A 26,905-nucleotide genomic window follows, 5' to 3' on the forward strand; every position below is an offset into this window, starting at 1 on the left:
GCTCGGCCAGCGACGTTACTCGATCGCCACGACGGTGTCTGGGCTGTTCAGACTGTTCTCGTTCGATCCCCATTGTGCGTACACGCGCCCGTGTGCGACGGCTGGCGACTTGCTCCGGGAGGGGCCGGCGTCGGTCTCGACCGTTGCGAGGACCTCTCCGTCGGTCGAAATCGCCTGGACGCCGCCTCGGGTCATCTTCGCGTAGATCACGTCGCCAGCGGCAACCGCCGAGGCGGTGGCGCCGGGTACCGACCACTCGAGCGATCCGTCCGCTTCGTCCACGGCGTAGAGGTGTCGGTGCTTCTCGTGTGATTCGCCTCCCTGTGCCGGTTTGCCCACGCCGCCCACAACGACCCGTCCGTCGATAGCGAGTGGCGTCCCGTGGAGCGTCGCGAACTGGGGCTCCTCACAGGACTCGTCGTCTCCACAGAAGCTCACGGCGTCCTGGCCCCCGAGCACCTCGTTGTAGGGAGCCGCCTTCGGTCGGAACTGCCACTGCCGTTTCCCGCTATCGGCGGTGAAGGCGTGGAGCGGCCCGCCGTAGACGTCGCCCTGCCAGTAGCCGTCGAAGGGGCCCGCGACGTACCCGCTCTCTCCGACGATCGTCGGCATCCCGAGCGTTTCGGGGGTGGCGAACTCTGGCTCCGTCACCATCTCGGGTGACCGGCGCCACTGGACGTCGCCGGAGTCACTCGCCAGCGAAACGAGATCGTCCGAACCGTCCTCGTTGTGACCGGCGTACACCAGCGACCCGTCGCGCGACGCCAGTGGTAGTCCCCTCGCCGTCGGGGTCGGCGGATCGGCAGTCCAGCGCTGTTCACCGTCCGCCGGATCCACGGACTGCAGCGTGTATCCGGCTTCGCCCGGGGCTACCAGGTACGCGCCGTCGTCCGTGAACGTCGGCGAGTCTCGCGTAATCGTCGGGCCAGTTCGTCTGTGTAGCACCTCGCCCGACGACGCGTCGGCAACGAGCACGTGTGGCTCGTCGACGGCGTCGGTCATCGGATAGACCACGCAGAGGTAGAGCCTGTCGCCGACGACGGTGGGTGCCTGCATGATCGCCGGGGTGCCCGGGATCGTCCACTCGATCGATCCGCTGGCCGCGTCGAGTGCCACGACGCCGCCCCAGGCGGTGCCGTCTTCGCTCTCCAGGTGAAGCTGGTAGTACATCGAGCAGAGCGCGAACTCCTTCGTCAGGGTCACGTCCGAACAGTAGCCGCTCGCGACGGGGTCGTTCTCGTCCGCCTCGACTGGTCGCTCCGCCGCGACGGTCTCTCGCGTCTCGATCAGGTCGTACACCGACGTCTCCCACGCGACGGACAGCGATTCGCCGGGACCGGCCTCGGCGGGAGCGCGACCCGTCCGCTGGTGATCGCCGCGGTACGTGGGCCAGCCGTCGGTCGGTTCGAACGACGAACCTCCAGAGCCGTCGCCTCCGAGATCCAGACAGCCCGCGAGTGCCACTGCGCTGGCACCCGTCGCGCTCGCCAGGAAGCGGCGCCTGTGTGTGCTCGGAAGTTCCGCCGATGACTCGGTGCGACCGGATCGTTCGTCGGGGACCAGTGACCGCATGGTCGGGGGTGATCCATAGCCGGCAAGTTTCTTGTGGTCGACAGCCAGTGAATCGATGGTCGACGTCGCACCGTTCCGGGACGGTTCCGAATCGATCGCCACCCTCATAGCGATCCCCCGCGAGCCATCGGCCATGAACGTCGCAATCGGCGCCTCGACGGTCCGCGGGACCGCGAGCGCCCCGCCGTCCAAGAGCTACACCCACCGCGCCATCCTCGCGGCGGGCTACGCCGACGGCGCGATCGTGGAAGATCCGCTCTGGAGTGCCGACACCCGTGCGACCGCCCGTGCGGTCGAAGCGTTCGGTGGCGCCGTCGAGCGCGAGGAGCCCGAGGGGCGGCTGCGCGTGCAGGGGTTCGACGGCGAGCCAGCAGTTCCCGCCGACGTGATCGACTGCGCGAACAGCGGGACGACGATGCGGCTCGTGACCGGCGCGGCGGCGCTCGCCGACGGGGCGACGGTGCTCACCGGCGACGAGTCGCTCCGTTCCCGGCCACAGGGCCCGCTCCTCGACGCGATCGAACAGCTCGACGGGCGCGCGAGCAGCACGCGCGGAAACGGCCAGGCGCCGCTCGTGATCGAGGGGCCGATCGCCGGCGGGACAGCAGCGATCCCCGGCGACGTCTCCTCGCAGTTCGTCACCGCCCTGCTGATGGCCGGTGCGGTGACGGAGTCGGGAATCGAGGTCGACCTCTCGACGGAGCTAAAGTCCGCACCATACGTCGACATCACGCGTGAGCTGCTGGCAGATTTTGGCGTCGAAACCGCCGAGATCGAGGGCGGGTACGAAGTCCCGGGCGGACAGACCTACGATCCCGAGGGCGGCAGCTACGCCGTGCCGGGTGATTTCTCGTCGATGTCCTACCTGCTCGCGGCCGGTGCCGTCGCGTCGCCGGACGGGCTGACCGTGACGGGTGCTCGGCCGAGCGCGCAGGGCGACAGCGCGATCGTCGAGATCCTCGAACGGATGGGCGCCGAACTGTCCTGGGATCGGGACGCGGGGGAGATCGCGGTCGCTCGCTCCCCGCTCTCCGGCATCGAGGTCGGCGTCGGCGACACGCCGGACCTCCTGCCGACGATCGCGGTGCTCGGTGCGATCGCCGACGGCACGACGAAGATCGTCGACGCAGAGCACGTCCGCTACAAGGAGACCGACCGCGTGAGTGCGATGGCCGAGTCGCTCTCGACGCTGGGTGCCGAGGTCACCGAGCTCGAGGACGAACTCTACGTCCACGGCGGCGAGAGCGAGCTGACCGGTGGAACGGTGGCGGGGCGGGGTGACCATCGGGTGATCATGTCGCTGGCCGTCGCCGGGCTCGTTGCCGACGGACCGGTCGAGATCACCGGTGCCGAGCACGTCGACGTCTCCTTCCCCGGCTTCTTCGACGTGCTCTCCCATCTCGGTGGGGACGTGACGCGGGATTCGGAGTAACGGTACTTGTCGCTGTATTCTCTTGCGTTCCAGCGGCAGCACAGCAATTGGAAGCCCCCTCCCGCTCGACGATCCTGACTCGCTGTGGTCCTTGGCTCGCTTACGCTCGCCTGCGGTCCTTGCACCGACAGACTCGCTGCGCTCGTCTGTCGAGGTTCGCCTCGCACCGAGAGACTCGCCTTGCTCGTCTCTCGAGCCCTCGTTCGCTGCGCTCACGAGGACGCTGCTCGGCTCACCGTCGTCAGCGATCGCCGAGCGGTCGGCCCCTTCCATTCCCACCCGGAGTCCTCATCGAAGATCACGAAACCCGGCGGAAGCAGCAATCTCACGGAATCCAGGCGGTTGCGCGGGCGGTCGTCGTGAGGGATCAGTTCTCGGCGCCGACTGCGGCGGGGCCGAGCGCCACCGCCTCGTGGAGCTGGTCGATCATGACGGTGGCCTGGCCGTCGACGACGGGCTCGCTCTCGTGGTAGACGGTGGTCGCGACGCGGAATCGGTTGCCGCCGAGCGCTTCGGTGATCTCGCAGGCGGCGGTGACGGTCGCGCCGACCGGGACCGGTGCCCGGAAGCTGAGATCCTGGGAGAGGTAGATCGTGAGGCCGGGGAGCCGCGCGAGTGCGGCGCTGATCACGCCGGCGACGAGCGTGCCGTGGACGATCCGCTCCCCGAAGCGAGTGCCGACGGCGAACCCCTCGTCGAGGTGGAGCCGGTTGGTGTCACCGCTGGCGCGTGCGAAGTCCGTGACGTCGTCTTCGGTGAGGCGTTTGGTGAACCGGACGGTGTCGCCGACGTCTGGCTCGTCGCCAGTCTGGAGGTCGGACGTCCACTCCTCGTCGTCGTAGGCCATCTCGGGTCTGGAAGCCGGCCGTCGCCGACCGTCGTCGGAGGCGCGCCCGAGTGCGAACTGCGGGAGGAAGTAGGAGAGGTCGGTGACGGTGACGATTCCCAGGAGGGTTCCATCTTCGACGACCGGGAGGCGCTTGAACCCCCCGCGTGCGAGGAGCGTCGCGGCTGCCACCACGTCGGCGTCCGGGCCGATCGTGACCGGCGGTGCGGCCATACACGTCGCGACCGTCGTGGCCGACGGATCACTGCCCGCCGCGATCACGTCGATCACGTCGGACTGCGTGAGGATGCCGACGGTCTCGCCGTCGTCAGTCACGACGAGCGAGCCCACGTCTCGGTCGGCCATCCGGTCCGCTGCATCGCGAATCGACGCGTCGGGGGACACGGTCGCCACGGCGTCGACCATCACGTCGCGAACGGTGACGGCGTCGAGCATAGATGGACCGTCGGCTGCCCGCGGCTTACGTGTGGCGCCGGCGGCGGAGTCGCCGTCCGGGCGCCGCCCGTCTCGCGCGGACGGTACCGTGATCGATCCCGCTCAGAAAGTGCCGCCCGGCCGATCGACCAGCGAGAAGCCGCCGGCCTGCTCGTGGACGGTGATGCCGCCCTGGCCGATCTCCATCGGGAAGATGTCGGTGTCGATGTTCTGCTTGCGCATCTTCGAGACCCAGACGTACCGGCTGACGCCGCTGTCGGTCGGCGTCTGAATCAGGTAGACGTTGCCGTCGGTGAGGAAGTTCTCGAGATCGAGGTCGGTCTCGGGGAAGACGGCCTCCTGCTCGCTGATCAGCAGGGAGGTCAGGTCGTTGGCCTTCAGGATGTCCGAGAACTTCAGCAGGTAGACGCGACGCTCGTGTTCGTCCTCGAAGAACAGCTCGAACATCGTCAGCGAGTCGAGTACCAGTCGGTCGTAGCCGCCCTCCTGGACGACCTCGAGCAGCAGTTCGACGGCGCGGGAGAACTCCTGGTCGCGGAGCATCTCCTTCTTGTCGAGCACCGTGATCGAGCCGTCGTCGACGAACTCGCCCCAGCGGTCGAAGCCGATCGATTCCGCGGCCATGCGGACGTCGTCGGCGTCCTCCTCGAAGGTCACGTAGATCCCCTGCTCGTCATCCTCCATGACGCCGGTGTAGAGGTACTGGATGCCGAGGATCGACTTGCCGGTGCCGGGGTTGCCGGAGACCAGCACCGTCGAGTGCTCCGTGATTCCCCCGTTGAGGATGGAGTCCAACCCATCGACGCCGGTCGAAACGAGATCGGGCATGCCCGGAGGGAAGCGTGGGGGCACCAAAAAAGGCCCGTCCGCCGATCGCGAGGCGCTCACCCGGGGAGTACCGCCGATCGGCTCCCGGCCGAGACGACGCGCCAGCGCTGTCGCTACGATCGGCGTCGAACTCGGAGAACGGAGCCCTCGTCGCTATCGCCGTCGCTCGGTCAGCGCCTCGACGGTGTTGGCCTTCTCCGCCTCGATGCGTTCGAGCAGCCTAGTCCCCGCCGACAGCACCGGGAAGTCCACGTCGAGATCGGCGTAGAGGTAGTTGCTGACCGCCGTCGGCGACTGCAGGCGAGTCCCCGAGGAGGGCGTCCTGTCCCGGAGCTGTGCCTGTCGCTGCTCGAGCATCGAGGAACACTCGCTCTGTAGGCCGTCGAGTCGCCGCCAGCGCGACTGGAGATCCGGGAACGTTCGGTCGACGAGGCCGTCGCCGTCCGTGACCTCGAAGCGCTTCGAGATCTCCGTATAATGGTCTTCGGCGTCCTCGAGATCGGAGAGCTCGTCCTGGAGCTGATCGGCGAGCACCCGCCTGTCGTGTGCCGCACTCCTGGCGCTGTTCACGAGCGGCTGGCGCAAGGCAGGGGTGAACTGTGATCCCTCTACCACAGCGGAGGCGAGCTCGGGACTCAGCTCGGTTGCCATATGCTCCTGCAGGGACTCGTCGTAGTCCGTCTCGAAGTGCGGAACGTCCATCACGGTCTCGCGGTAGGCGGTTCGGACCTCGCTCAGTCCGCTGTCCTCCTTCGCGCCCGAGACCAGCGGGCCGCTCATCGGTCGACCACCGTCGGGGCGCGGTGCGACGGGGACGTTCGCCACGCGATCCGCGAACTCGAGGAAGGCGTCGTACTCGTCGAGCAGGCGCTCGCGCTCGAAGGAGACCGCACCTCGCGCCCGACGGACGCAGCTGAGAAAGGCGACGGTACCGAGGGTGATGGCCCCCAGCAGGACGATCAGCGTGAGCATCGAGTTCGCCTCGCAGGCGATACCAGAGCAGCCGCTCTCGATGGTAGGCGGATCGATCGCGTGCCGAGAGCCACCGACCTGTGCCACTGTGCTAGGTATTGTGACGGCAGCGTATAACAGTTGTTGCTACCGGTAACAACGTGCAGATTGTTTACTCGGGAGACGGTGAATAGGGCTGGGTCTTCGTGGACAATTTCGAACATCTGCTCTCCGCGTTCGGCCCCTGCCGTTGTGGAGCCTGGTCACCCATTTCCGGTCGAGCCGGGGCCAGCGACTCGCTCCCCGCCGCCGTGGTTCGAAATCCTTTTGCGTCACTTCGACCGAGACGGAGATGCGCCGCCTTAGCTCAGACTGGGAGAGCACTCGACTGAAGATCGAGCTGTCCCCGGTTCAAATCCGGGAGGCGGCATACGCACCCACTTTTTACTCCCTCGGGTCTCCTCGCGAGCCGGAGGCTCGCTGCGGGGCCCCTCGGTCGCAAAAACTTGGGGGAAAAACTACCCGGACGCTCACTCCGTTCGCGTCCGGGGAAACCGCGACTCGCTTCGCTCGTCGCGGTATGCTGCGCCCACGATGACGTTCGGCTGTCCTCGGTCCCGAAAGCGAGTTGGGAGTGACCCCGACCTGGACCGTCTCGCAGTGACTTTCCCATGGTTTGTCCTCCCGATCGCTGCGAACGGCAGTACATTCAGGGGCACCGCGTTCCTCGACAGCGCCATGTCGGGAATCGTCTTCTTCCGGACCGATCGCCGCGACGAGGTCGTCGAGTTCTACGTCGAGCGACTCGACTTCGACCGCTGGCTCGAACAGGACGGCGGGTGTACGATCTTCGAGTACGACAACCTCCTCGTCGGATTTTGCGACGGTGCGCCCGCCGATACCGACGGCGTCGTCACTGTTGTTCTCGACGACGAAGCTGCGGTCGACGCCCGATACAGCGAGCTGTCCGACGTCGCTCACGGCCCACCCGAAACGAACGAGGACTTCGAGATCTACCAGTTCTTCGTGGACGACCCCGACGGTCGAACGCTCGAGGTCCAGACCTTTCGTCATCCGACGCCGCCGGTCCGGTCCGACCTCTGAGCAGTGCCGGTTTCCGCCTGCACGGTGGCGATAGCCGTCAGGACGGCACCCACTCTGGCGGCGTAAGTGACGATTGATCTGTCAGAGTGATTTGGTATCGCCGATCGATCGCGACCCGGCCCGAATCGCCGTCCACGGCGTAGCTGACGTCGTACCGGACGACGTGGCCGTCCGGGGCGACCAGGAGCGTCGCAGATTCGATCGTCGCGTTCTGTCCCAGCTCGGTGATCGCTTGCTCGGGGGCGTCGTCGCGGATCGAGTCCGCCGAGAACCGATAGACTGCCTGGCCGTCGACCGTCGTGGTTCCGTTCGCGCTGAACGCGGGTGCGGCGACGCTCTCGAGAGTCGTAATCTCGACGACGCGTCCCAGGGCGGTCCCGGAATCGAACTCGCTGGGACCGCAGTCCACACTGTCGCCGTCCTGCGTGCAGATCGTCGTCGCGTTCTGATAGCGTCCGAGTGTCTTGGTCTCCGTACCGGAACCCTCGGTCTGCCACCGCTCGATGAGGAGCTGCTCGCTGGCGAGGTCGAAGCGTTTCTCGGTCGTCACCTCGAGCTGGAGCGATCCGTTGGCAGCGTTTCGCAGGGTCGCCGTGTCGGTGAGCGTGAACGTCTCTTCGTCCTGGAGCGTCACGAGGTGCCCACCGACGAGCGCCGAGACGTTCGGGCTTCCTTCCGACGTGTAGGGATGCGGCCCGTCGAGCGACGTCGTCTGCTGCCCGTCTTCGGAGTCTTCCTCACCGTTCGCGTCCTGATCGGTCCCGGAGTCGGTTCCGTTGGCTGGGTCCTCGGCTGGCGACTGAACGTCCGCCGACGCGTTCGGTCCGGAGTCGCCGTCGGTCCCGCCGAAACCGGCACAGCCGGCGAGTACAAGCAGCAGCCCCAGTGCGAGAACGGTGCGTGTCCGCGTCATCGTTCACCCGGTTGGCAGATTGGAAGAAATAGATTGTGGCTCGATGTGTCGACGGAACGGCGTCTCAGCAGGGCGGCAGAACCCCAATATCGAACGCTACCGGCATCTCGAGGAGCAGCAGGATCGGTAGGATCAGTACGAGCAGGAGTAGTCAGAGCGGGGAGCAGGCGAAGCAGTTCCGGGAACCTCTCCTTCGCGTCGTGACCGTGGCTGTGTGGAGCACCCCCGACGTTCATCCTCGCGGACTTGCCTTGGGTGGGTCGCGATCCTGCCCGGGTTTGAAGGTCGATCGCGCCCTTGCCAAACCTACGCATGGAGTTCCCGCGAACGGAGTCCCTCGACCGACTCGAGCAGACGGTATCGAACGGCGACCCGATCATCGGCGCTGGAGCGGGCACGGGGATGTCCGCGAAGTTCGCTGAGCGCGGCGGCGTCGATCTCCTGATCATCTACAACTCCGGCCGCTACCGGATGAACGGCCGGGGATCGCTGGCCGGCCTGCTTCCCTACGGCGACGCCAACGAGATCGTCGTCGAGATGGGCCACGAGGTCCTGCCGGTCGTGGAGGACACGCCGGTGCTCGCTGGCGTCAACGGAACCGACCCATTCCGGCAGATGGACGTCTTCATCGAGGATCTCAAGCGCCGAGGGTTCTCCGGCGTCCAGAACTTCCCGACGGTCGGGCTGATCGACGAGGGCAGTCAGTTCAGGGTGAACCTCGAGGAGACCGGGATGGGGTACGACAAGGAGGTCGACATGATCCAGGAGGCTGCCGAGCAAGACATGCTGACCTGCCCGTACGTCTTCGATGAGTCCCAGGCTCGGGAGATGGCCGAGGCGGGCGCCGACGTGATCGTCTCACACATGGGGCTGACGACCTCGGGCGACATCGGCGCCGAGACCGCGCTGGACCTCGACGAGGCCGCCGAGCGCGTCCAGGCTCACCACGACGCCGCGACGGACGTCAACGACGACGTTATGGTCATCTGCCACGGCGGCCCGATCGCGTGGCCCGACGACGCGCAGTACGTCCTCGAGCACACGGAGGGCGTGGTCGGCTTCTTCGGCGCGTCGAGCATCGAACGGCTCCCCACGGAGGCGGCGATCGAGAACCAGGCGCGGGAGTTCAAGGAGATCGATCTCTGAGATGGCCGTCGTCATCGTCGGTACGCTCGACACGAAAGGCGAGGAGATCGGGTTCGCCAGGGACGTCCTCGAGGCCCAGGGCGTCGACGTCCACCTGATCGACACCGGGGTGATGGGCGAGCCGGAGATCGAGCCGGACACGGACGCTACAGCGGTCGCTTCGGCTGGTGGAACGACGCTCGAACACCTCCGCGATGAAGCCGACCGCGGTGAAGCGATGGATGCGATGGGAGCGGGCGCCGCGTCGATCGTCCGTGAGATGCACGACGCGGGGACGCTCGACGGCGTGCTCGGCCTCGGCGGCTCCGGGAACACGTCCATCGCGACCGAAGCGATGCGAGCGCTCCCGGTCGGCGTGCCGAAGCTGATGGTTTCCACGATGGCCTCGGGCGACACCGAGCCCTACGTCGACGCGACGGACGTCACGATGACGTACTCGGTCGCCGACATCGAGGGGCTCAACCAGCTCACCCGGACGGTCATCGCGAACGCCGCGCTCGCGATGGTGGGGATGGTCACGAACGAGCCCGATGTCGAGGTCGAGGATCGCCCCACGATCGGCATCACGATGTTCGGGGTGACGACGCCGTGCGTCCAGACCGCCCGCGAGATCCTGGAGGACCGGGGGTACGAGACGATCGTCTTCCACGCCACCGGCACCGGCGGTCGGGCGATGGAGGACCTCGTCCGTCAGGGCGTCATCGACGGCGTCCTCGATGTCACGACCACCGAGTGGGCCGACGAGCTGGTCGGTGGCGTGCTCAGTGCAGGTCCGGAGCGACTGGACGCGGCGGCGGAGACCGGCACCCCGCAGGTGGTCTCCGTCGGCGCGCTGGACATGGTCAACTTCGGCCCGCGCGACTCGGTGCCCGATCGGTTCGCGGATCGCCAGTTTCACGAGCACAATCCGCAGGTAACGTTGATGCGGACGACGCCGGAAGAGAACGCGCGACTCGGTGAGATCATCGCCGAGAAATGCAACGCCGCGACCGGCCCGACCGCGCTCGTCCTTCCTACGGCGGGCGTCTCGATGCTCGACGTCGAGGGCGAGGCGTTCTACGATCCCGAGGCGGACGCGGCGCTGTTCGACGCGATCCGTTCGAACCTCGACGATCACGTCGAACTGGTCGAACTGGCGACGGACGTGAACGACGACGCGTTCGCCGAACGGCTCTGTGAGCTCCTCGATGGGTACATGCAGGACGCCGGGCTCGATCCAGCAGCGTCCGACCCGGATGGGTGAACGGTCGGCGCTCCGTCCCGCCTCTCCGGCCGCTACGGCGCCACCGGCTCCGGTTCGGGCCGTTCGACGACCGTCGTCGTGACGTTCATCTCCTGCCCGTCGCGGACGATCGTGAGATCGACCTCCTCGCCCGGTCGCGTTTCGGCCAGCAGGACCGAGGCGATGTCTTCGCGATTCGCGACCTGCTGGCCCTCGACGGCGACGATGACGTCGCCACCGACCGGCACGACCTGTCCGGCGACTTGCACCTGCTGGTCGCTTCCCTGGAGTACCGACGCGGCGGGCGCGGACTGATCCACCGTCGCCACGATGAAGCCGCCGGTCACGTCGAGGTCGTTCGCCTCAGCGATCGCCGGGGTCACGCTGACGCCGCTCACGCCCAGGGTCGGGTGCGTGAACGTACCGTTCTGGACGAGCGACGGGACGACGAGTTCGACGGTCGAGGCCGGGACGGCGAAGCCGATGTTCTCGGCACCCTGGGCCGCGATCCCGGCCGTGTTCACGCCAGCGACGGTGCCCTGGCAGGTGAGCAGCGGACCGCCGCTGTTGCCGGAGCTGATCGGGGCGTCCGTCTGGATCACGTTCGGGATCGTGTACCCCCGGTTCGTCGGCAGCGAGCGATCGAGCCCACTGACGATGCCGTGCGTGATCGTCGCTTCGAGGCCGAACGGACTACCGAGCGCGGCGACGTGCTGTCCGTGCTCGAGGCTCTCGTTGGTCAGGGAGAGCGCTTCGACGTAGTCCGGCGCGTCCGTGACTCTCACCGCGGCGAGATCGCTGGAGACGTCCGTTCCCACGACCTGCCCGGTGCTGGATTCCCCACGATCGAACTGGATCGTCACGTTCGCTGCGTCGCCGACGACGTGCGCGTTCGTGACGACGTACTGTGTGGAGTCGTTCGCACCGATCTGTGTCACGAACCCCGAGCCCTGGCCGCCTCCACGCTGGACGGTCACCACCGCGTCGATCGTCTCGTCGTACAGTTCGGTGTAGTTGCAAGCGCCGTCGGCCTGCTGTTGCTGGAGCAGTGCACCGTCGGCCTCCAATGGATCGTCGGTTGTCGATGCGTCGTCATCGGCGGGCGCAGTCGGTGCGACGGCAGACGTGCCGACACCGAGCGACGGTGCTACCAGCCCGGCCACGACGAGGAGCGTGAGCGCCGCGATCGCCGCTGCGTAGTATCGTCTGCGAGTCATCGGTCGAGGCTTCACGACCCTGACGAAAAGTTAGTAGATCCGTACAGCTGTGGCGAGGAGCCAGCCCGCGAGTAGGGCTGGGGAATCACACGGCACGATCGTTGCCGTTGCTGGGGGCGAGGCGAGACGGCACCGTGCGTGACGGCCCTGCCGGTTCGAGCTACGGAACGATCCGCCGCCGCCGACTTCTGCAGTTGGTCGATGCTTGCGAGCCACGTTCCAGTAGTCCTGTCGTGTCCGATTCGATCGCAGCTGTTACCCTCGCTACGACGCCTGAACTGACTCCCGGGTTTTTCCGGGTCGTCGACGTCGGTACGCACGCTTTCACCGATTCGATTGCAGCGCCCGATGCGTCGGGCCGGCCGTCGCGACCGCGTACACGGACCGGATACTCTGCAGTCCCTCGTCGATCCGCTCATTCCACGCGACGCCGGCCCGTCCGATCGTGCGATGCCGTCCCCGTTCCGTGCGAAGCTGTTTCAAGCCTCCGTACAAACAACCGTCAAACACCATGAACCGACGAACATTCGTCCAGACCACGGTGGCCGCGGCGGCGAGCGTCGGTCTCGCGGGCTGTCCCGGGAGTGGCACAAACGGCGGTGGATCCTCCACCATCTCGGCGGACGACGCGGACGTCGAGGTAGCCATCGGGCGTAACGCTCCAGAAAATCAGGCTCCCTACGAGGACTCCGTTACCGAAGTGCCTCCACAGGGATCCGATGCGCTCTCCCTCGAAAACGTGATTTTCCAGCGGGCTGGGGAGCGTGGAATCGTGGTTGCGGGCGATTCGACCAACACTGGTGACAGCGCACTACAACCGGTCAACGTCGTGGTTGCGCTCTACGACCGCGACCAGGAGGGATCCGGTGTCCACGATTCGGTGTCGGCACGGACCGAATACGGTCGTCTCGAGACCGGTGAGACGTGGCAGTGGGCCGTGACGTTCGGGGACGAGCCGCCGTTCCCGATCGACTACTTCACCGTTCAGGTGCTGGCCAACTTCGCGTGAGGGCGACGGCGCTGCAGTGCGCCGGGCCGTGGTCGCCGATCCGTCATCACCATCGACGTCCACGCTGCGATCCCGATCCGATCTACAGCGATTCGACGGCTACCTCCTCGTACCCAACGATCGCGTCGAACCACTCGATAGCGAACCGATCGCCACTGGTGATGCCGCGAGCGTCCGAATCGCCGAGTTCTCGCTGGACGAACCGTCTCGCGACGAGCGCGAGTCGGATCGAACGTGCTTTCATCGAATTCGACGCCAGCGCCGTCATCCATGCAGGTCGTCGTCGCGTTCTGTTTGCGTGTGGGGGCTTGACGAAGGGTGCCGGAATCATCGCCGTGGTCGGACTGTGGTTCACTATTCGTAGCACCCTCGCCGTCAGGGGCACCTACATCGTCGGACTCAACGTCGAAGCGGGTGTGCCCGACGGCATTCGAAGTCGTTCACGGAAACGCGCGCGAAACGGGGAGTTACTCCTGCGAAGCCGAACGAGCGCCCACGACGAAGCGAAACCCCTCCGTCACTCGAATTCGACGTCAGTGATATCGACTCTGCATCCCCCGCTCGCGCTGTCCGTGATCGAAAGTTCCCACCGCATCGAACCAGCGATTGCCTGCGCCAGTGGGAGCCCGCGACCGGTTCGATTTTCGCGAGTGGAGAAGCCATAGGCCGTCACCTGATCGCGGATACGTGATGGGATCCCGGGGCCGTCATCGGCGATCAAGAATCCGTTCGGAAGCTGCGTGATCTGGATGCTGACTGCATCACCTCCGTGGACGATCGCATTCTCGAGGAGGAGTTCGAGCAGCTCGCGCACCTTCCGTTGGTTCGCCAGAGCGACGTCGTCGATGTCGACGGACAGTGTCGCGTTACGATCGGAACGCTGGCCATCGGTGGCGTGTGGGGCGGTGGCAACGTCGTCCTCGGTGGATGCGTCGACGTCGATGGCCGCCCAAGCCGCGTCTGCAACCTCCTCCAGGTCGACGAGTTCGTTCGACGTCGAGATGGAGCCATAGCCCGCGAGCGTCGCCATGTAGTCGATATGGGATTCGAGTTCGGCAACGATCGTCCCGTCCGCTTCGGCAACTCTCTCCCCCTTATCGGTCGTGGTCGAGGCATCCGTCTCATTGCTGACTGCGTTGAGCTGATCGATCACGTCCTGAGCGGTAGGTTCGAGGTGCTCGCCGATGGCCTCGAGGATCAGCTCCACGACGAACTCCTGGTGAGAGACTACGTCCTGATAGCGTTCTTCGTCAGTGATCTCGAGTGAGGCGCCGACAACACCAACGACGTTCCCCGCAGCATCGTACCACGGCGCCTTCGTCGTCGAGATGGTCATGGGCTCCCCCTCGGAGGTGTGGGTATTCTCGGTCTGGTTGTAGATCGGCTCGCCGGTTTCCAGAACACGCTTGTCGTCCTCGATGGCGGCTTCCGCGTGGTGTGACGGGTAGAGATCGAAGTCGGTCTTCCCAAGAACGTCTTCGGCCGTGTGGTGGATCTTGCCCTCGCTGTTGACCATTCGCCAGTCTGGATTCATTCCCGTGAGGCCTTCGCTCACGAGGACGTGTCGGCTCTGCTCGTCTTTGAAGTAGATCGAGAAGGGTATGGTCTCGAGGAGGGAGTCGAGCATCTCTCCCTTATCCATCGGCCCGCGGTCGTACCCGATGCTGGTCGCGTCCCCGACGAATACTGCGGTGACGACACCTGCTGTACGCATCGTTTGCACGACCGATTGCTTGTCGGCTTCGGCAGGTCGGAGCGTGCTTCGTCCGTCGTCGACGAGCGTCGACAACGACGCCACGTCTTCGAACAGCGCGTCGATCGGCCGACCCGTCAGATCGCCGCCGCCGGCAAAGCGCTCGCATGCAGCGTCGTTTGCGTAGTGAACGGTGTCGTCACCGACGAGGACTGGTAACGGAAGGCTCTGGTACGGACCGGCATCGCCAGCGCCGTCCACTGTCGTCGCGACGCGACGAATCCTGCCTGCGAACATCGCGGGCGATTCCGTTGCAAGGTTCCGCGGGAGATACTCGACCGCACCTGCCTCGATCGCCCGTTGACCGAGTTCGGTCGCAGACTGCTCGCCCACGAGCACGGTCGAGACGGCCCCGTCCTCGCCTAACTGTCCGGCAAGCTCGAAGCCGTCCTCGGCCTGGAAGTCCTCGTCAGGAAGATCGACCGAGCAAACGACGCAGCCGAATCCATCGCCGATGGCCGAGATCGCCTCATCCTCGGAGAGCGCGATCTCGACGTCGAGCGTCCCGTGACGTTCGAGCCCTGCAGTCGGTAGCTCGACGGCGTGCTCGGTCCCCGTAACGTACAGCACTCGCACTGGGGGACGCCCAGCAGACATATCGAGGAACAGCGCTTCCACGGTCAAATGAGTATCGACGATGTTCTCCGGTCGTGTGGCACCGACGACGAGCCGTCTGCTGGTGTGAACCTGGCCTGGCCCCTATTCGAGGAGGCCGCGGACCCCGGCAATCGGCAGTGCATAGATCGCTCCAATCAGGAATGGAGGTCACCGACGCACCGATCGACGAGCGTGGAATCGACGTGCGGCAGATCGACGAGCGCGCGACGAGAAGCCGCAGGACTCGCTTCGAGATGGTATCGGTAGTAGTGACCCGGGGTTCCCGATCTGTGTGACGTCACCGACACGAATCCGTCGGACCGGAGCGAATCGAGGTGATCGTGCAGCGCACGAACCGTGATCGGATCGGCGTCGGCCCCGGAACAGACTCGCTGGTAGGACTCGTAGACGTCACCAATCCTCGGTGCAGGCTCATCGAGCGTCGGTACAACGAGGCCGAAGAAGGTGAATGCCCGATGTACGGGCGCGTCCAACAGGCTTCGTGTGATGCGTCTCGTTTCGAGATCGGTTCGGGCATCGTCCACGTCGGATCGCGTCAGCCTCGCTCCATCACGGGCGAGTAGCTGTTCGGCAGCGATCTGAAGCAGCTCGATTCCCCACCGCAGATTCCCCTCGAACTGGCCGGTGACCAGATCGACGCACGTTTCGAGTGCATCCGCTGACAGGACGCCCTCGCCGAGAGCGCTGGCCGACCGGTCAGAGAGTGCCTCACGCACGGCAGTCCGGTCGAGAGGGGAGAGGACTACCTCGCGCTCGCAAAGCCGTTGGCGCACGGGGAACGGCAGTTCGTTCCGGTAGGAGTAGCTGTTGGCAACGCAGAGCGTTGCAACCTCGATTTCGTCTGCAATCTCCTCGAATTCGAGGAGGGCATCCGGCGAATCGACGCCGTCCACGTCGTCGAGTACCAGCAACACTGGCGCCGCAGCCGCCAGCTCCGTGGCGAGGGCATCGATCACGGCGTCCCGAGCGTGACCGGTCGGTGCGAGCTCACGACCGTCCGGTCGGAAAGCGTTGACCACCCCGACCAGCAGTCCGTATCCCGACTCGAATCGATCGCCAGAGACCGAACGGACCGTCCACTCGTCGTGGGAGATCTGTTCAGGAACAGTCGTCGACAGGAGCGTTTTGCCGACACCGCGCTGGCCGTAGACGAAGCAGTGCCGACAGGCGCTATCGAAGATATCCTCGAGTACCCCGCGAAACGCCGTCAATTCGTCTGACCGACCGACGATTCGCTCCGGCTGATGGTCCGGGTCGAGCCACTCGAGCGAGGCAGTAGCCGGATCGGCATCGGCACGGTGCATGTACGTTACCCGGGGGCCGACGGTTTTAGATTCGCGGGGAGTGGCCGTAGCGCGGTATCTGTCCTAATCGACGAGTTCGACCGTCGCGAACAGTCCTGGATCCTGCCAGGCGTTGTCTTCCGTCGCAAACCACGAGACCTTGCCGTTACGATCACCGCCACCGTCGTCGTCGTTGACGTGCACGTCGAAACCGATCAGGTGGCCAGCTTCGACCGAGATCCCGACCGTCGACCAGGGAACTTCGAACTCGAGGCGCCACCCGTCGGGCGTCTGCCGTTGGGCCTGACGGGCATCACCAACGCCGGGCGAGCCACCGCCTGCCGAGACGGCGCCGTCGAAGGGGATCACGAACTGGTAGTCGTTCTCTCCGTCGTAGCTTTCTCCCTTGCTGTTGTCGCCGTCGAGGTAAATCTCGACCGAATCGTCGTTGTAGTTCTCCGCGGAGTCCGACGAAATCGAGTCGTCGGTGACGTCGACGAGCACGTACAGCGACTCGTCGTCCCAGAGGGCGCGCCACTCGGCATCGAGATCCTCCGGTCCGTCGATGCCGTCGATGACGACCGTGTCGAGAGAATGTGTCGCGGCGTTGCTCCACACGCCGTCGGAGAGCTGTCCGTCGAGCGAGGGTGCGGCGTTCGTTCGTGCGATCTCGGCGTGGGTCGTCTGTTCGCCAGTGGTCGCCGTGATGGGATCGCTCTCGGGTGACTCGTTCCCCGCTGCGTCGATCGCCACTACCGTCAGCTCGTGATCGGTGGAGCCAGCGAGGCCCGTCACCGTCGCACTCGTTGCCTTGTCACCGTACCGTGTCACACGTTCACCGTTCGCGTAAATCTGATACATGACGACACTCGTCTCCTCGTCCTCGGCGGCAGTCCAGGAGATGGTCGCACTCGTCTGGCCGACGGACTCGAGGGTTACGTCGGACGGCGCGGCGGGTGGGGCGCCGTCATCGGGTTGCGACGGCGATTCCACCTCCTCGAAGGCGAGCGAGTCGGGAACCCCATCGTTGCGAGCTTCGTAGAGCCAGTTCTTCGTGAACCTGCCCATGTAGTACTCGCCACCCATCAGGTCCCAGCTGTCTGTGAACATCTGGGGATCCCAGACCGAGTCGAAACACCAGGCGGTCCAGCCGACTGTCTCGTGGCTCTCGAGCCACTCTCTGAACGGCTCGCCCCAGCCGGATGTCGTGCCGCGCATGTGGGGATCGTGGCCGTTCCCTTCGACGTCGAGATAGCCCCACTCTGTGACCATCACGGGAACCGAATCCGTCGGCGGACTGTACGTGTCCGCCCAGGCGTCCGGTCCATCGGAGGGGTAGATGTGAGCGGCGTAGATGAGATCCTCTCCTTCGAACGGCGCTTCGGCGGCGAACCGGGTGAGCGACGTCCACATCGGCGATCCGATGATCAGGGGCGTGTCGGGCGCGTGCCCGCGGACGAGATCGACCCAGGGTTGTGCAGTGTCACGCCACGTGTTCCAGGAGTCGAGCCCACTCCCGTAGGGCTCTGTCGGCTCGTTGAACAGTTCGTAGAGGACGTGGGGGTCGTCGGCGTAGCGTGGTGCCATTTCGTTCCAGAACGTCCGGATGCGTTCGTCGACGTCCTCGGTGTCGTACGGTTCGATCGTGTGGTAGTCCACGATCGCGTAGACGCCGTGCTCGCGACAGTGCTCGATCGCGGGATCGAGGTAGTCCGACGCGAACGTCTCCACCCCTACTGCTTCGATCGAGCGAGGTTGGCACGGGATCCGAATGACTCTGGGGCACCATCCCTCCTCACGATTCGTCGCGAGATCGAGCGTCTCCTCGAAGGTGTTTCCTCGGAGATCCTGATTCTCGCCCGCCCACCAGGGATCGACCGTGTTGAGCCCCCGGAGAACGACCGTATTGCCGTCGGGATCGACGACGCGGTTGCCCGACGTCGATAGACGCGGAAGGCCCGTCTTCGAGCCGTCCGAATTATCTGTGAGACTACATCCGGCGAGGCCCGCTACTGAACTCCCCGCCGCGGCTGCCAGGAACTCTCTGCGATGGTATCTCATACCGACCGACGCGTCGGAATTATTGTTGAAAAGGGTTGCGGTGAAATACTACCCGAGTCTTCCGTAGAACACCACTGCCTACTGCGATTCGGGGACGCGAACCGAATCCAGATGAAGTAGTGGTATTACCCGACTAATCGTCATCTAATCCACGTGAAGTTTGGGTTTGGTTCCCCGTACTGAGCCCGCGGATGCAGATGACGTCGGTCACAACTCTCCGTCCGGATCGACTTCTCAGTGGAGAACGGTGGCCCGTCGACGCTGCTAGCCAGAAATCTCGCCCGGACGGTTCTCCAGATCTACGTACTCGTACCGAACGATCGCGTCGAACCACTCGATAGCGAACCGATCCTCGCTCGTGATCCCGCGCGCATCCGACTCCTCGAGTTCCCGATCCACGAACCGCCGCGCGACGAGCGCCATCCGCCCGTTTCCGTCCTCGAGTTCGCGCTGTGCCTCCGCCAGCAGCAGTCCTGCTGTGAACACCTCGAAGACGTAGTTGGCCAGCCGTTTCGCCGAGAGCTGGGCGTACGCTTCGTCTTCGCTCGCGACGGTCGCGAGTGCCTCGACGAGGTCGTGATACTCGGATTCGACAGTCGCCGCGGCTTCCGACAGCGCGGGGTGGCTCGCCGCGTCGAGGTGCGCTTGCATCTCCTCGAAGAGTGGCTCGTGGGCGTCCTCGCGGTCGAGCGCCCGGAGCACGTCCAGCGAGAGGACGTTCGACGTTCCCTCCCAGATCGGCAGCACCTGCGCGTCCCGCAGCAGTCGGTGGGTGACGAACTCGTCGACGTAGCCGTTGCCGCCCTGGATCTCCATGGCGTAGGAGGCGGTATCGATCGCCATTCTGGCGGTGCGGAGCTTCGCGATCGGGACGAGCAATCGGAGCAGCCGGTAGGCCTGCCGAGCGTCGTCGCGATCGCCCTCACCGGCGCGCTCGGCTCGCTCGCGTTCGGAGAACAGCCGCCCCGCCTCGTGGGTGAACGCCGTGGCGGCCTCGTAGTCCACCGCCATGTCCACGAGGTCTTCGCGCATGAGTGGGTACTCGTCGATGGGCTGGCCGAACGCCTCGCGATCGGCTGCGCGGATCTTGCTCTCCAGTAGCGCGCGGCCCATCACGCCACACGCGGCCGCCGCGTTCGACAGCCGCTCGAGGTTGAGCATCTCCGCCATCTGCTTGAACCCCGCTCCCTCCTCGCCGACGAGGAAGGCCGTCGTCTCCTCGAACTCGACCTCCCCCGTCGGCACGGCGATCGTCCCGAGCTTGTCCTTGAGCCGGCGATAGAGCTGGTCGTTGATCGCTGCCGGCGGCACCGGACCGTCGAAGGCCTCGCGGCGGCCTTTCGTCAGCACGTCACCGTCCAGCGACTCCGCGAACGGATCGGCGTGGGGGACGAGGAACATCGAGAGCCCCTCGGTGCCAGCAGGTGCTCCCTCGGCTCGCGCGAGCACGAGCGTCCCCTCCGCGTCGATATTGGAACAGAACCACTTCTCGCCGCTGAGCCGCCAGCAGTTCGCCGCCTCGTCGTACGTCGCCGTCGTCTCGATCGCGCCGACGTCGCTGCCGCCCTGCTCCTCGGTCAGAAACATCGCGCCCTCGATCATGTCGTCGTACTCCCTGCTGACGAGGCCGTGGTAGTACGCGTCGAGGTCGCCGTCGTCGAAGCGGTCGAGCACGAGCGCCGCGCCGGCAGTCATCGCGACCGGGCAGGCGAACCCGCCGCCTTCGGCGTAGGACAGGAGCTGCAGCCTTCCGAGATACTGCGAGAACGGCAGCGGCGTTTCGCGGCCCGGCGGCGCCTCGAAGACGTCCGCGACGATGCCGGACTCGTAGACTGCCCGCTCGTTCTCGTACTGTTCGGCGGGGTAGCGAACGAGGTTCTGGACGTCGCCGAAGGCGTCGTAGGTCTCGAGTTCGGGACCGTGGTCGTCGACGTAATCGGCGTTGTCCGCGACCACGTGGCCGATCAGTTCGCCGAACTCCGCGAGCCGCGGCTCCGCCCACTCGAACGTGGCGTCGCTGCACACGCGGCGGAGTTCGCGCTGGAGCGTCCGATCGATCGCCCAGTAGTTCAGGTGTCGCCCCGCGTCGTACTGGTCGTACTCGATGCGCTCGGCCATGCCGGTAGTCGGGCGCACTGCAGGAAGATTGTTTGGGCGGAATGCGGATCGAGTGCGCGGTGGGACGCTCGAGGAACGGGCTCGTGCCGAGTGTTCCCGCCGTTCACGCCCGTTCGTCACGCCACCGGTACGCCGCGAGTCCGACGACGCCGAGGATCGTCCCGACGAGTACTGTCCCGGCGCCGACGATCGAGAGCAGACCGCCGAGGAACGCGACGAACGACACCGCGATCGTGAGCCCGAGGAACGCCACGTAGTCCTGGTACCACCGTCGATCCTCCGCACCGACGTCGAGGTACTGCTCGACGACGGGACCGGCGGGCCCCAGCTCCACCGTGCCGTCGCTCTGGTCGAACTCGACGAACCCCATGTCGTCGAGCCGCGGCAAGTGACTCTGGTAGAGACCGACGTACACTCGCTTTCGCTGGTCGGCGGTGAGTTCTGCGGGGGTCGTGCCGTTCTCGTCGGCTGCGACGCGTTCGACGAGGTCGTTCAGTGTCACGACCTCCGCTCGCTCGTGGAGGTGGCGGAGCACGAGACGCCGGCGACTGTTCTTGAGCGCGTCGAAGACGAGGTCTCGCGAGACGTCCGGGACCGGTTCGTCGCCGTCGCTTCCGCCGCCGTCGTCGGTGGCTGCCGTCGATCGATCGCCGGCCGCCGACGGTTCCTCCGTTCGCGATTTCGCGGATGGGCTCGTCATTGTGGCTGGGGCCGCAGACTGCCGTGCCAGTCTGATGTCGGCTAGGTAGCCGCTGAATGCACGGAACGGACATTCGTTGCAGGTGTTTTCTTGCCGTAGCAAAGAACCCACTGACGGAATCGGGCCGCAATCTCAGAATCAGTTCCTCAAAGCGTGAAACAAACGAACGTCCGATAGAGCCGACGCTCACGACCGGGCGGTCGCAGGGATGGCCGGGCGTCAGTCAGGCGGATCGAGCCCGTGGTACTGCTTCGCCACGGTCAGAAACTGGTTCGCATCCACTCGGGGCTTGTATGTGCGGTTCTCGCCGTCGATGGCGATCTTCACGAGCAGGTCCACCAGCCGCCAGACGTTATAGAGGACGCACGCGAACGCGAAATTGAAGAACCGATAGTCGCGTTCGGTCGAGGTGGTTCGCACCATGAAGTGTTTCTGCTTCTTGAAGCCGTTCTCAATACCCCAACGGTGCCGATACCACCGGATCAGCCGCTCGATCATGTGAATGAACTCCTTTCCGTTCATCTGCTGACCGTCGGCGTCGCGGGTGGTCACGTAGGGGTGGTTCGTCTCGAAGACGACGGTTTCGCTGGTGTCGACGTCTCCGTTCTGTGCTCTCTGCTTGCGCTCTTCGATGTCTTCCTCGCGTTGGATGTCCGCGAGCAGCCGCGAGAACGACATCCCTTCGCTCGGTTCGCCCTCCACGTCCTCGAACCCCCACTCGCCGCATATCTCCGTCCAGACTGCCGAGAGATCGTCGTCTTCATCCTCGTTGTCCGAGTTCGACCGTTTCGGGAGGTAGACCTGCTTACGCGTGAGCGTCCCCTCGTCGGCTTTCTCCTCCGTGACGTGGAACCGTTTGCCGTTGCGGTACATCCACTCGATGGTCTCGGCCTCGTCGCTGTTCGTGAAGATGCGCGTCGGATTCAGGTAGTGGAGGCCGTGTTCTTCACAGGTCTCTTTCACTGGGTCGCTGTCGAACTCACGGTCCATCATCACGAGGTCGATATCCACCATCTGGGTCGTGTGTTCCAGCAGTTTCTCCACGATCTCGTCTTTCGATTGGCCTCGTTCGCGCGGGACAATGTCGAGCACGAGCGGGACGTCCATCCCAACGATCTTGAGCACGGCCCACTGGTAGTAGTCGTTGCCGTCCTTGTAGCCGAGGATGTCGTCCTCGTGGCCCTCTTCGTCGCCAGTGAACGGGAATCCCTTGGTCACGTCGATAGCCGCAAAGACCGGCCCGCCGAGCTCGCCGTTCTGGCGGGCGCGAGCGATCAACATCCGCGTGGTGTTGCGCAGCATCTCCCGAATCCCCCCGACTGAGAGCTTCCCGATCTGATAGCGGTGGGTCGATCCCGTGGGAATCCGCTCTCGTGTCGTATCGAGCGAGAACGAGGCGGGGCCGCTGCGCGCGTACATGTCCTCGCGCATCCCCATGTAGGCGTGTTGCTCCCAGAAGGCGTTCTCGTGAATCTGCCAGTTCTGGCCGCGAGAGAGCGCGAAGGCGTCGGTCACGAACGGTTTGGCCTGCTGCCAGACCTCGTCGGTCTTTGCGGCGACAAGCTGGTGCTTGGGACGGCTGTCGGGGTCGGAGTCAGCCGGTCCGTGAGTCTCGATCCGATCGGGAAGCGACACCTCACAGGCGCGTGCGGCCCTCACAATCGTATCGGCACACTCCTGTACGGCGTCACGAAGTTGTTCGCTGAAACGTTCGTTCCACGCACGCCAGAACGTCGATTGATTCGGGAGCGACTCAAAGCCGAGCTTTTGACGGAGCGAGGGATGGGCTCGGAGGTGGTCGTGGAGTGCGGTTTCGTCCCAGCCGTTGAGTTCCTTGAGCAGAGCCGCTCGAACGTGGACTGCCATCGGATATCGCCCCGAATACGGCGCTAACGAATCGTGTGTGGCGAACGTGAGATGATCGATCGGGAGGTGGCAGATCAGCGTCTCGATATCGGCGTAGCTCTTCCACCGCTCGCACTGTGCCTGTGCGATGGTCGTGACATCCGCGACGAAACCGTCGAGACCATCACCACTCCCGTCGGGTTCGCCCTCGAAAAACCGGGGCTGGTCGTTGTAGCCGGTGGCGTCGGCGACGAGAGCCGCTGCCACCATCTCCGCCGTGTCGTTCAGCGGGGTTGTGGTGGATGATTTTGCGTCGATACGTGCATCTGTGTCGGCTGAGTCCGACTCTGGCGTTGACTTCGTACCCATATCGTATATCTAACCGTACCCACAAGTCGTCCGGCAGACGAACACTGGACGGAGGGCTCGCTGCGTACACGCGGCTACCGTAGTACAGTGAATGTTGTCCCATCGGTTTCTGCCGAGTACGACGACCGCCTTGTCACCTGCTCATGATCGAGTCGGTTGGCTCAAGCGCACTGATGACTCCGAACGCTTGCTCTCCCACGAACAGTTACTGTTCTGGTCTTCTCGTCGGTGCGGGTGGGTGTTCGCTCTGGCCATCGAGCGGCGGGAGGTCCTTCTCGCCAGCGCTGACCTTTGCGCGTTCGAGTCGCCACTGGTCGTTGTCGAACGGGACGTCGTAGTTCGCCTCGGCCCGTGCGAGGACGCTCTGGACGGCTGACTCGGGAATTTCGAAAAAGGCGGCGGTGGCGTGTTTCTCGCGGCCCTTGCGCACCTCGCGGATAAACGTCTGGGCACGAACGTATTCGGCGGGAATCTGCTGGAGGAAGCCGTCCTCGACGGTGTAGCCGAAGGGTGGGCGACCAACGCGCTTGCCGTCGGCGATGGCGGCGTCGATGCCCTCCTGGACACGCGAGCGAATCATCTTGCGCTCGGCATCGGCGAACACCATCATCATGTTGAGCATCATCTCGGCCATCCAGTCGTCCTCCCCGACGGTCCCGATAGGTTGGTTCACGAGGTCGATGTCGATGCCCTTCTCGCGGAGGTCCTCGACGAAACCGGCGAGGTCCAAACCGTCAACAACGACCTCGACCCGGGTGACACGTTCGAGGTGGAGAAAACCTTCTCCGAGGTCTCCCCCGAAGATTACGATGCGCTCGTCGTTCCGGGTGGCTCCGTCGGAGCGGACCAACTCCGCGCAGACGGCGACGCAGTGGATCTCGTCAGGGAGTTCATCGAGGCAGGAAAGCCCGCAGGAGTCATCTGCCACGGCCCGTGGATGCTGGTCGAGGCCGACGTGGTCGAGGGTCGGACGCTGACTTCCTTCCCCAGTTTACAGACCGACATCCGCAACGCGGGCGGCGAGTGGGTTAACGAGGAAGTCGTCGTCGACGAGGGACTGGTGACCAGCCGCAAGCCCGACGACTTGGATGCCTTCTGTGATAAAATCATCGAGGAGTTCGAGGAGGGTCGCCACTAACGGCGCGGTAGCACGAAAGGGTCCATCGCAACGTCCGGCGTTCGTGAACGAGATGTGAGATTCGTCTTTGCTGCTTCTGTCTGTCCAATTTCAGATGTTAGGGGAGTTTGGCCTCCAGTACGTCGATTTCTTCTATCTCCGGCGGTTCTGCGAACAGCTCGTCCGCGTTTTCCTCCAAGGCAGCAGCGATTTCGCCCGAGAGATGCGCTTCCCGACCGGATTCATCCGGAAAGGTGTCGAAGATGCCGAACGTCGAATCGTCCATGCGGAGCGCGAACCACGTGGTGGTGTCCGGTTCTTCCTCGGCTATCGGCAGTGCCGAACGGAGGAATTCCTCGACATCGGATTCTTTGCCGGACTGTGCTTGGAGTCGAACGAGGAGGGCGACGTTTGCGTCGGTCATACCCAGTCCGTACGTGTGTGTGCAACTCACATAAACATTTATGCTAGACGCTCATCCCGATACATTGCAACATAGCAGTTTCTCGAACCAGTCGTCCGGTGAGTTGAGTTTCAGTCCGAGGAATCCGAGGTATTTCTGGTGGTGGTGCTTCGAGACGCCCCTGAACTTCGCCAGCCACTGACGAAGGAAGCTATGGATCGTCTTCCTGCTCAACACGGTGTTGTTCATCGCCATCGGGCTCCAGGTGTCCTCCGAGCAAATCCTCGGTGTCGGCCAACTTGTCCTCGTTGCGCTCGTGCTCCTGTTGGCCGTCCGCGCCAGTGTCGTCTATGGGCTTTCGAAGAGACACACCACGCTATCGGCCGTTGATTCTGATTCGAAGTCGAAGCCAAAATCTACCGGCTAAAACAGGAAGAGACAGGTCTCAGTAACTTATTTCTCCAAAAACCGAAACAGTTACAGGAATACCACAAGGCCCCACCGGAAATCTCGCTCTGCGGGGTTTCCAAGACGACGAGTTCGTTGAGGGCGGAGCGACGGGTCGTCGATCAGTCGGTTCCGGGCTCGTTCTCCTCGACGTACGGGCGGGGCGTGGTGTGCGATCGGCCGCCCTTCCAGCTGAAGAGCACCTCGCGCGCGGAGAGCTCGCGGACCTCCGGGAAGCGCCGTTGTTCGGTCTGACCGTAGTTCACGAGCGCGACTAAGAACACGCCGCCGACGGTGTTCCCAAGCAACACCGGTAGCCAGAAATCGTAGAAAACAACGAGCAACCCAGGGCTGGGGACGTCGAGAAACACGAAAAAGAGCGCGTCCGCCGCCGCCGTGACGACGTGATAGAGTTCCGCTGCAGCGATCATGTAGAAGACACTGTAGATGAGCAACAGGCGGGCGATCGTGTCCTGCGCAGCAGTACCGAGCCACACTACCCCGGCGACGAGCCAGCCCGCGAACAGAGCTTTCAAGAACACGTCCCACCACGCGTGTTCGAGCCCACTCCTGGTGAACTCCGCGCCGGCGTGCATCGCTGCCGTCGAGAGGACGTGGCTATTGGCGAGAATGAACGCTCCGAGGCCCGCCCCGACGACGTTCGCGAACAGCACGATCCCCCAGACGCGCAACAGCAACGGGAGGCTGGCCAATCTGGTCAACACAAGCGCTACTGGAGGAAGGGTGTTCTCGGTATAGAGCTGATAGCGACCGACGATGATGTAGACGAACCCGAGCGGATAAAGAATCGCGGCCAAGAACCCGTTGTTCGGGAAGACTGCACTGCCCACCGCGTGGCCGACGAACGTCAACACGATCGCGAAGCCCGCAGCGATCCCACTGAAGAGCAGTTCCGTCGTCCCGGCTTCGTCGGCCATCTCCCCTTCCTCGGCTTCGTCGGTCGTTCTCGGTTCCTCGACGTCGACGGTCGTCCGCGGTTCATCGTCCGGTCGCGTCGGTTTCGGCGCGGTCTGGTTCTCGCTGGCCGTTCCAGCGGCGATCGGAGTACGATTGCGGAGCGCACGGGGCAACGATCGGCGGCCGAACGGTTCGTCGCCGTCGGTTTCGCGGAAGTACGCCCCGAAGACCACTCCGGCGAGGAGCCCGACGAGCGTCGCGCTCAACAGGTCCAGATTCAGCTCCCGCTGGTCCTCGATGAACGTCGTTCCGAGGACGAAGTCGGAGGCGTACTCGACCATCGCCCAGACGCCGGCGAACGCCATCGTCGTCACGACGACGAACAGGACGGCGAACCGCGGCGCCATCTCGAGTGACGTGAACGCGTCGAGAACGAGCACGACCAGCAACGCGAGCCCCGCCATCGTCGCGAACGGCGTCGCCTGGACGAACAGATCGAGCGCTCGGAGTGCGACCGGTACGGCGACGAGTGCGACCAGCTCACCGGGGAGCGTGGCCGACGCGTCGCGGGTGACGATCGGTGGAATCAGGACGACG

The 26,905-nt window shown here is 64.8% G+C and carries 22 protein-coding genes, 1 tRNA gene and 1 pseudogene; 7 read left to right on the forward strand and 17 right to left on the reverse strand.

Translation table 11 applies throughout. From position 1 onward, the window contains the following. Positions 1 to 15: 15 nt before the first annotated feature. Positions 16 to 1,572: an outer membrane protein assembly factor BamB family protein gene (locus ACZ5KP_RS12665; protein ID WP_460918045.1), complete on the reverse strand. Its 1,557-nt coding sequence runs from the start codon at positions 1,570 to 1,572 to the stop codon at positions 16 to 18. Between the two features lie 133 nt (positions 1,573 to 1,705). Between ACZ5KP_RS12665 and aroA the strand changes: the two genes are divergently transcribed. Beyond that, positions 1,706 to 3,004 carry a 3-phosphoshikimate 1-carboxyvinyltransferase gene (gene aroA / locus ACZ5KP_RS12670; RefSeq protein WP_460918046.1) on the forward strand — a complete coding sequence of 433 codons (1,299 nt, stop codon included), beginning with the start codon at positions 1,706 to 1,708 and terminating at the stop codon, positions 3,002 to 3,004. A 367-nt stretch (positions 3,005 to 3,371) separates the two neighbouring features. On the opposite strand, the gene ACZ5KP_RS12675 is transcribed toward aroA, so the two are convergent. The 3 genes from ACZ5KP_RS12675 to ACZ5KP_RS12685 all read right to left on the reverse strand — a co-directional run bounded on the left by ACZ5KP_RS12675 (position 3,372) and on the right by ACZ5KP_RS12685 (position 6,173). Next, positions 3,372 to 4,286, reverse strand: coding sequence for a CBS domain-containing protein (locus tag ACZ5KP_RS12675; RefSeq protein WP_460918048.1), 915 nt, complete (start codon positions 4,284 to 4,286; stop codon positions 3,372 to 3,374). A gap of 102 nt (positions 4,287 to 4,388) precedes the next feature. Continuing rightward, positions 4,389 to 5,114, reverse strand: coding sequence for an RAD55 family ATPase (locus ACZ5KP_RS12680; protein WP_460918050.1), 726 nt, complete (start codon positions 5,112 to 5,114; stop codon positions 4,389 to 4,391). Positions 5,115 to 5,267: 153 nt separating this feature from the next. Continuing rightward, on the reverse strand, positions 5,268 to 6,173 hold the full coding sequence (locus ACZ5KP_RS12685; RefSeq protein ID WP_460918052.1) for a DUF7260 family protein: 906 nt from the start codon (positions 6,171 to 6,173) through the stop codon (positions 5,268 to 5,270). Between the two features lie 248 nt (positions 6,174 to 6,421). On the opposite strand from ACZ5KP_RS12685, the gene ACZ5KP_RS12690 reads away from it, so the two are divergent. Next, positions 6,422 to 6,495, forward strand: a tRNA-Phe gene (locus tag ACZ5KP_RS12690). Positions 6,496 to 6,803: 308 nt separating this feature from the next. Next, positions 6,804 to 7,169 carry a VOC family protein gene (locus ACZ5KP_RS12695; RefSeq protein ID WP_460918054.1) on the forward strand — a complete coding sequence of 122 codons (366 nt, stop codon included), beginning with the start codon at positions 6,804 to 6,806 and terminating at the stop codon, positions 7,167 to 7,169. Positions 7,170 to 7,206: 37 nt separating this feature from the next. On the opposite strand, the gene ACZ5KP_RS12700 is transcribed toward ACZ5KP_RS12695, so the two are convergent. Beyond that, positions 7,207 to 8,082 (reverse strand): hypothetical protein, encoded by an 876-nt coding sequence (locus ACZ5KP_RS12700; RefSeq protein ID WP_460918056.1) that lies wholly within the window; start codon positions 8,080 to 8,082, stop codon positions 7,207 to 7,209. Between the two features lie 312 nt (positions 8,083 to 8,394). Between ACZ5KP_RS12700 and ACZ5KP_RS12705 the strand changes: the two genes are divergently transcribed. Both ACZ5KP_RS12705 and ACZ5KP_RS12710 read left to right on the forward strand, forming a co-directional pair. Further along, positions 8,395 to 9,228 carry a phosphoenolpyruvate hydrolase family protein gene (locus ACZ5KP_RS12705; RefSeq protein WP_460918059.1) on the forward strand — a complete coding sequence of 278 codons (834 nt, stop codon included), beginning with the start codon at positions 8,395 to 8,397 and terminating at the stop codon, positions 9,226 to 9,228. A 1-nt stretch (position 9,229) separates the two neighbouring features. After that, positions 9,230 to 10,471 (forward strand): Tm-1-like ATP-binding domain-containing protein, encoded by a 1,242-nt coding sequence (locus ACZ5KP_RS12710; protein ID WP_460918061.1) that lies wholly within the window; start codon positions 9,230 to 9,232, stop codon positions 10,469 to 10,471. 32 nt (positions 10,472 to 10,503) lie between these two features. Here the strand turns inward: ACZ5KP_RS12710 and ACZ5KP_RS12715 are convergent, their stop codons facing one another. Next, positions 10,504 to 11,667, reverse strand: a complete 1,164-nt coding sequence (locus tag ACZ5KP_RS12715) for a S1C family serine protease (RefSeq protein WP_460918063.1) — start codon at positions 11,665 to 11,667, stop codon at positions 10,504 to 10,506. 511 nt (positions 11,668 to 12,178) lie between these two features. On the opposite strand from ACZ5KP_RS12715, the gene ACZ5KP_RS12720 reads away from it, so the two are divergent. Next, the gene (locus tag ACZ5KP_RS12720) at positions 12,179 to 12,676 is read left to right on the forward strand and encodes a twin-arginine translocation signal domain-containing protein (RefSeq protein ID WP_460918066.1); all 498 of its coding nucleotides are present in this window, start codon (positions 12,179 to 12,181) and stop codon (positions 12,674 to 12,676) included. 82 nt (positions 12,677 to 12,758) lie between these two features. On the opposite strand, the gene ACZ5KP_RS12725 is transcribed toward ACZ5KP_RS12720, so the two are convergent. The 8 genes from ACZ5KP_RS12725 to ACZ5KP_RS12760 all read right to left on the reverse strand — a co-directional run bounded on the left by ACZ5KP_RS12725 (position 12,759) and on the right by ACZ5KP_RS12760 (position 24,096). Continuing rightward, a complete protein-coding gene (locus ACZ5KP_RS12725; protein ID WP_460918068.1) occupies positions 12,759 to 12,920 on the reverse strand; it encodes a hypothetical protein in 162 nt (53 codons plus the stop codon). Between the two features lie 273 nt (positions 12,921 to 13,193). Next, a complete protein-coding gene (locus tag ACZ5KP_RS12730; RefSeq protein WP_460918070.1) occupies positions 13,194 to 15,026 on the reverse strand; it encodes a PAS domain-containing protein in 1,833 nt (610 codons plus the stop codon). A 155-nt stretch (positions 15,027 to 15,181) separates the two neighbouring features. Continuing rightward, positions 15,182 to 16,351: a Cdc6/Cdc18 family protein gene (locus ACZ5KP_RS12735; RefSeq protein ID WP_460918072.1), complete on the reverse strand. Its 1,170-nt coding sequence runs from the start codon at positions 16,349 to 16,351 to the stop codon at positions 15,182 to 15,184. A 63-nt stretch (positions 16,352 to 16,414) separates the two neighbouring features. Then, the gene (locus tag ACZ5KP_RS12740) at positions 16,415 to 18,391 is read right to left on the reverse strand and encodes a sugar-binding protein (RefSeq protein WP_460918075.1); all 1,977 of its coding nucleotides are present in this window, start codon (positions 18,389 to 18,391) and stop codon (positions 16,415 to 16,417) included. Positions 18,392 to 18,655: 264 nt separating this feature from the next. Then, positions 18,656 to 20,509, reverse strand: coding sequence for an acyl-CoA dehydrogenase family protein (locus tag ACZ5KP_RS12745; protein WP_460918078.1), 1,854 nt, complete (start codon positions 20,507 to 20,509; stop codon positions 18,656 to 18,658). A gap of 103 nt (positions 20,510 to 20,612) precedes the next feature. Then, a complete protein-coding gene (locus ACZ5KP_RS12750; RefSeq protein WP_460918080.1) occupies positions 20,613 to 21,209 on the reverse strand; it encodes a DUF7344 domain-containing protein in 597 nt (198 codons plus the stop codon). A gap of 219 nt (positions 21,210 to 21,428) precedes the next feature. After that, the gene (locus ACZ5KP_RS12755) at positions 21,429 to 23,324 is read right to left on the reverse strand and encodes a transposase (protein ID WP_323174757.1); all 1,896 of its coding nucleotides are present in this window, start codon (positions 23,322 to 23,324) and stop codon (positions 21,429 to 21,431) included. A 304-nt stretch (positions 23,325 to 23,628) separates the two neighbouring features. Next, positions 23,629 to 24,096: a recombinase family protein gene (locus ACZ5KP_RS12760; protein WP_323174758.1), complete on the reverse strand. Its 468-nt coding sequence runs from the start codon at positions 24,094 to 24,096 to the stop codon at positions 23,629 to 23,631. Here ACZ5KP_RS12760 and ACZ5KP_RS12765 point away from each other — a divergent pair. Further along, complete coding sequence (locus tag ACZ5KP_RS12765) at positions 24,016 to 24,561, forward strand: type 1 glutamine amidotransferase domain-containing protein (RefSeq protein WP_460921050.1); 546 nt, start codon at positions 24,016 to 24,018, stop codon at positions 24,559 to 24,561. The genes ACZ5KP_RS12760 and ACZ5KP_RS12765 overlap by 81 nt on opposite strands. 97 nt (positions 24,562 to 24,658) lie before the next feature. On the opposite strand, the gene ACZ5KP_RS12770 is transcribed toward ACZ5KP_RS12765, so the two are convergent. From ACZ5KP_RS12770 to ACZ5KP_RS12780, 3 genes and pseudogenes are all read right to left on the reverse strand, one after another. Beyond that, the gene (locus ACZ5KP_RS12770) at positions 24,659 to 24,964 is read right to left on the reverse strand and encodes a putative quinol monooxygenase (protein WP_248898341.1); all 306 of its coding nucleotides are present in this window, start codon (positions 24,962 to 24,964) and stop codon (positions 24,659 to 24,661) included. Between the two features lie 51 nt (positions 24,965 to 25,015). After that, positions 25,016 to 25,159 (reverse strand): annotated as a pseudogene (locus tag ACZ5KP_RS12775) (IS1595 family transposase); the annotation flags it as partial. Between the two features lie 353 nt (positions 25,160 to 25,512). After that, positions 25,513 to 26,328: a formate/nitrite transporter family protein gene (locus ACZ5KP_RS12780; RefSeq protein ID WP_460921052.1), complete on the reverse strand. Its 816-nt coding sequence runs from the start codon at positions 26,326 to 26,328 to the stop codon at positions 25,513 to 25,515. Positions 26,329 to 26,905 lie beyond the last annotated feature (577 nt).

This window comes from Salinarchaeum chitinilyticum (assembly GCF_055390775.1).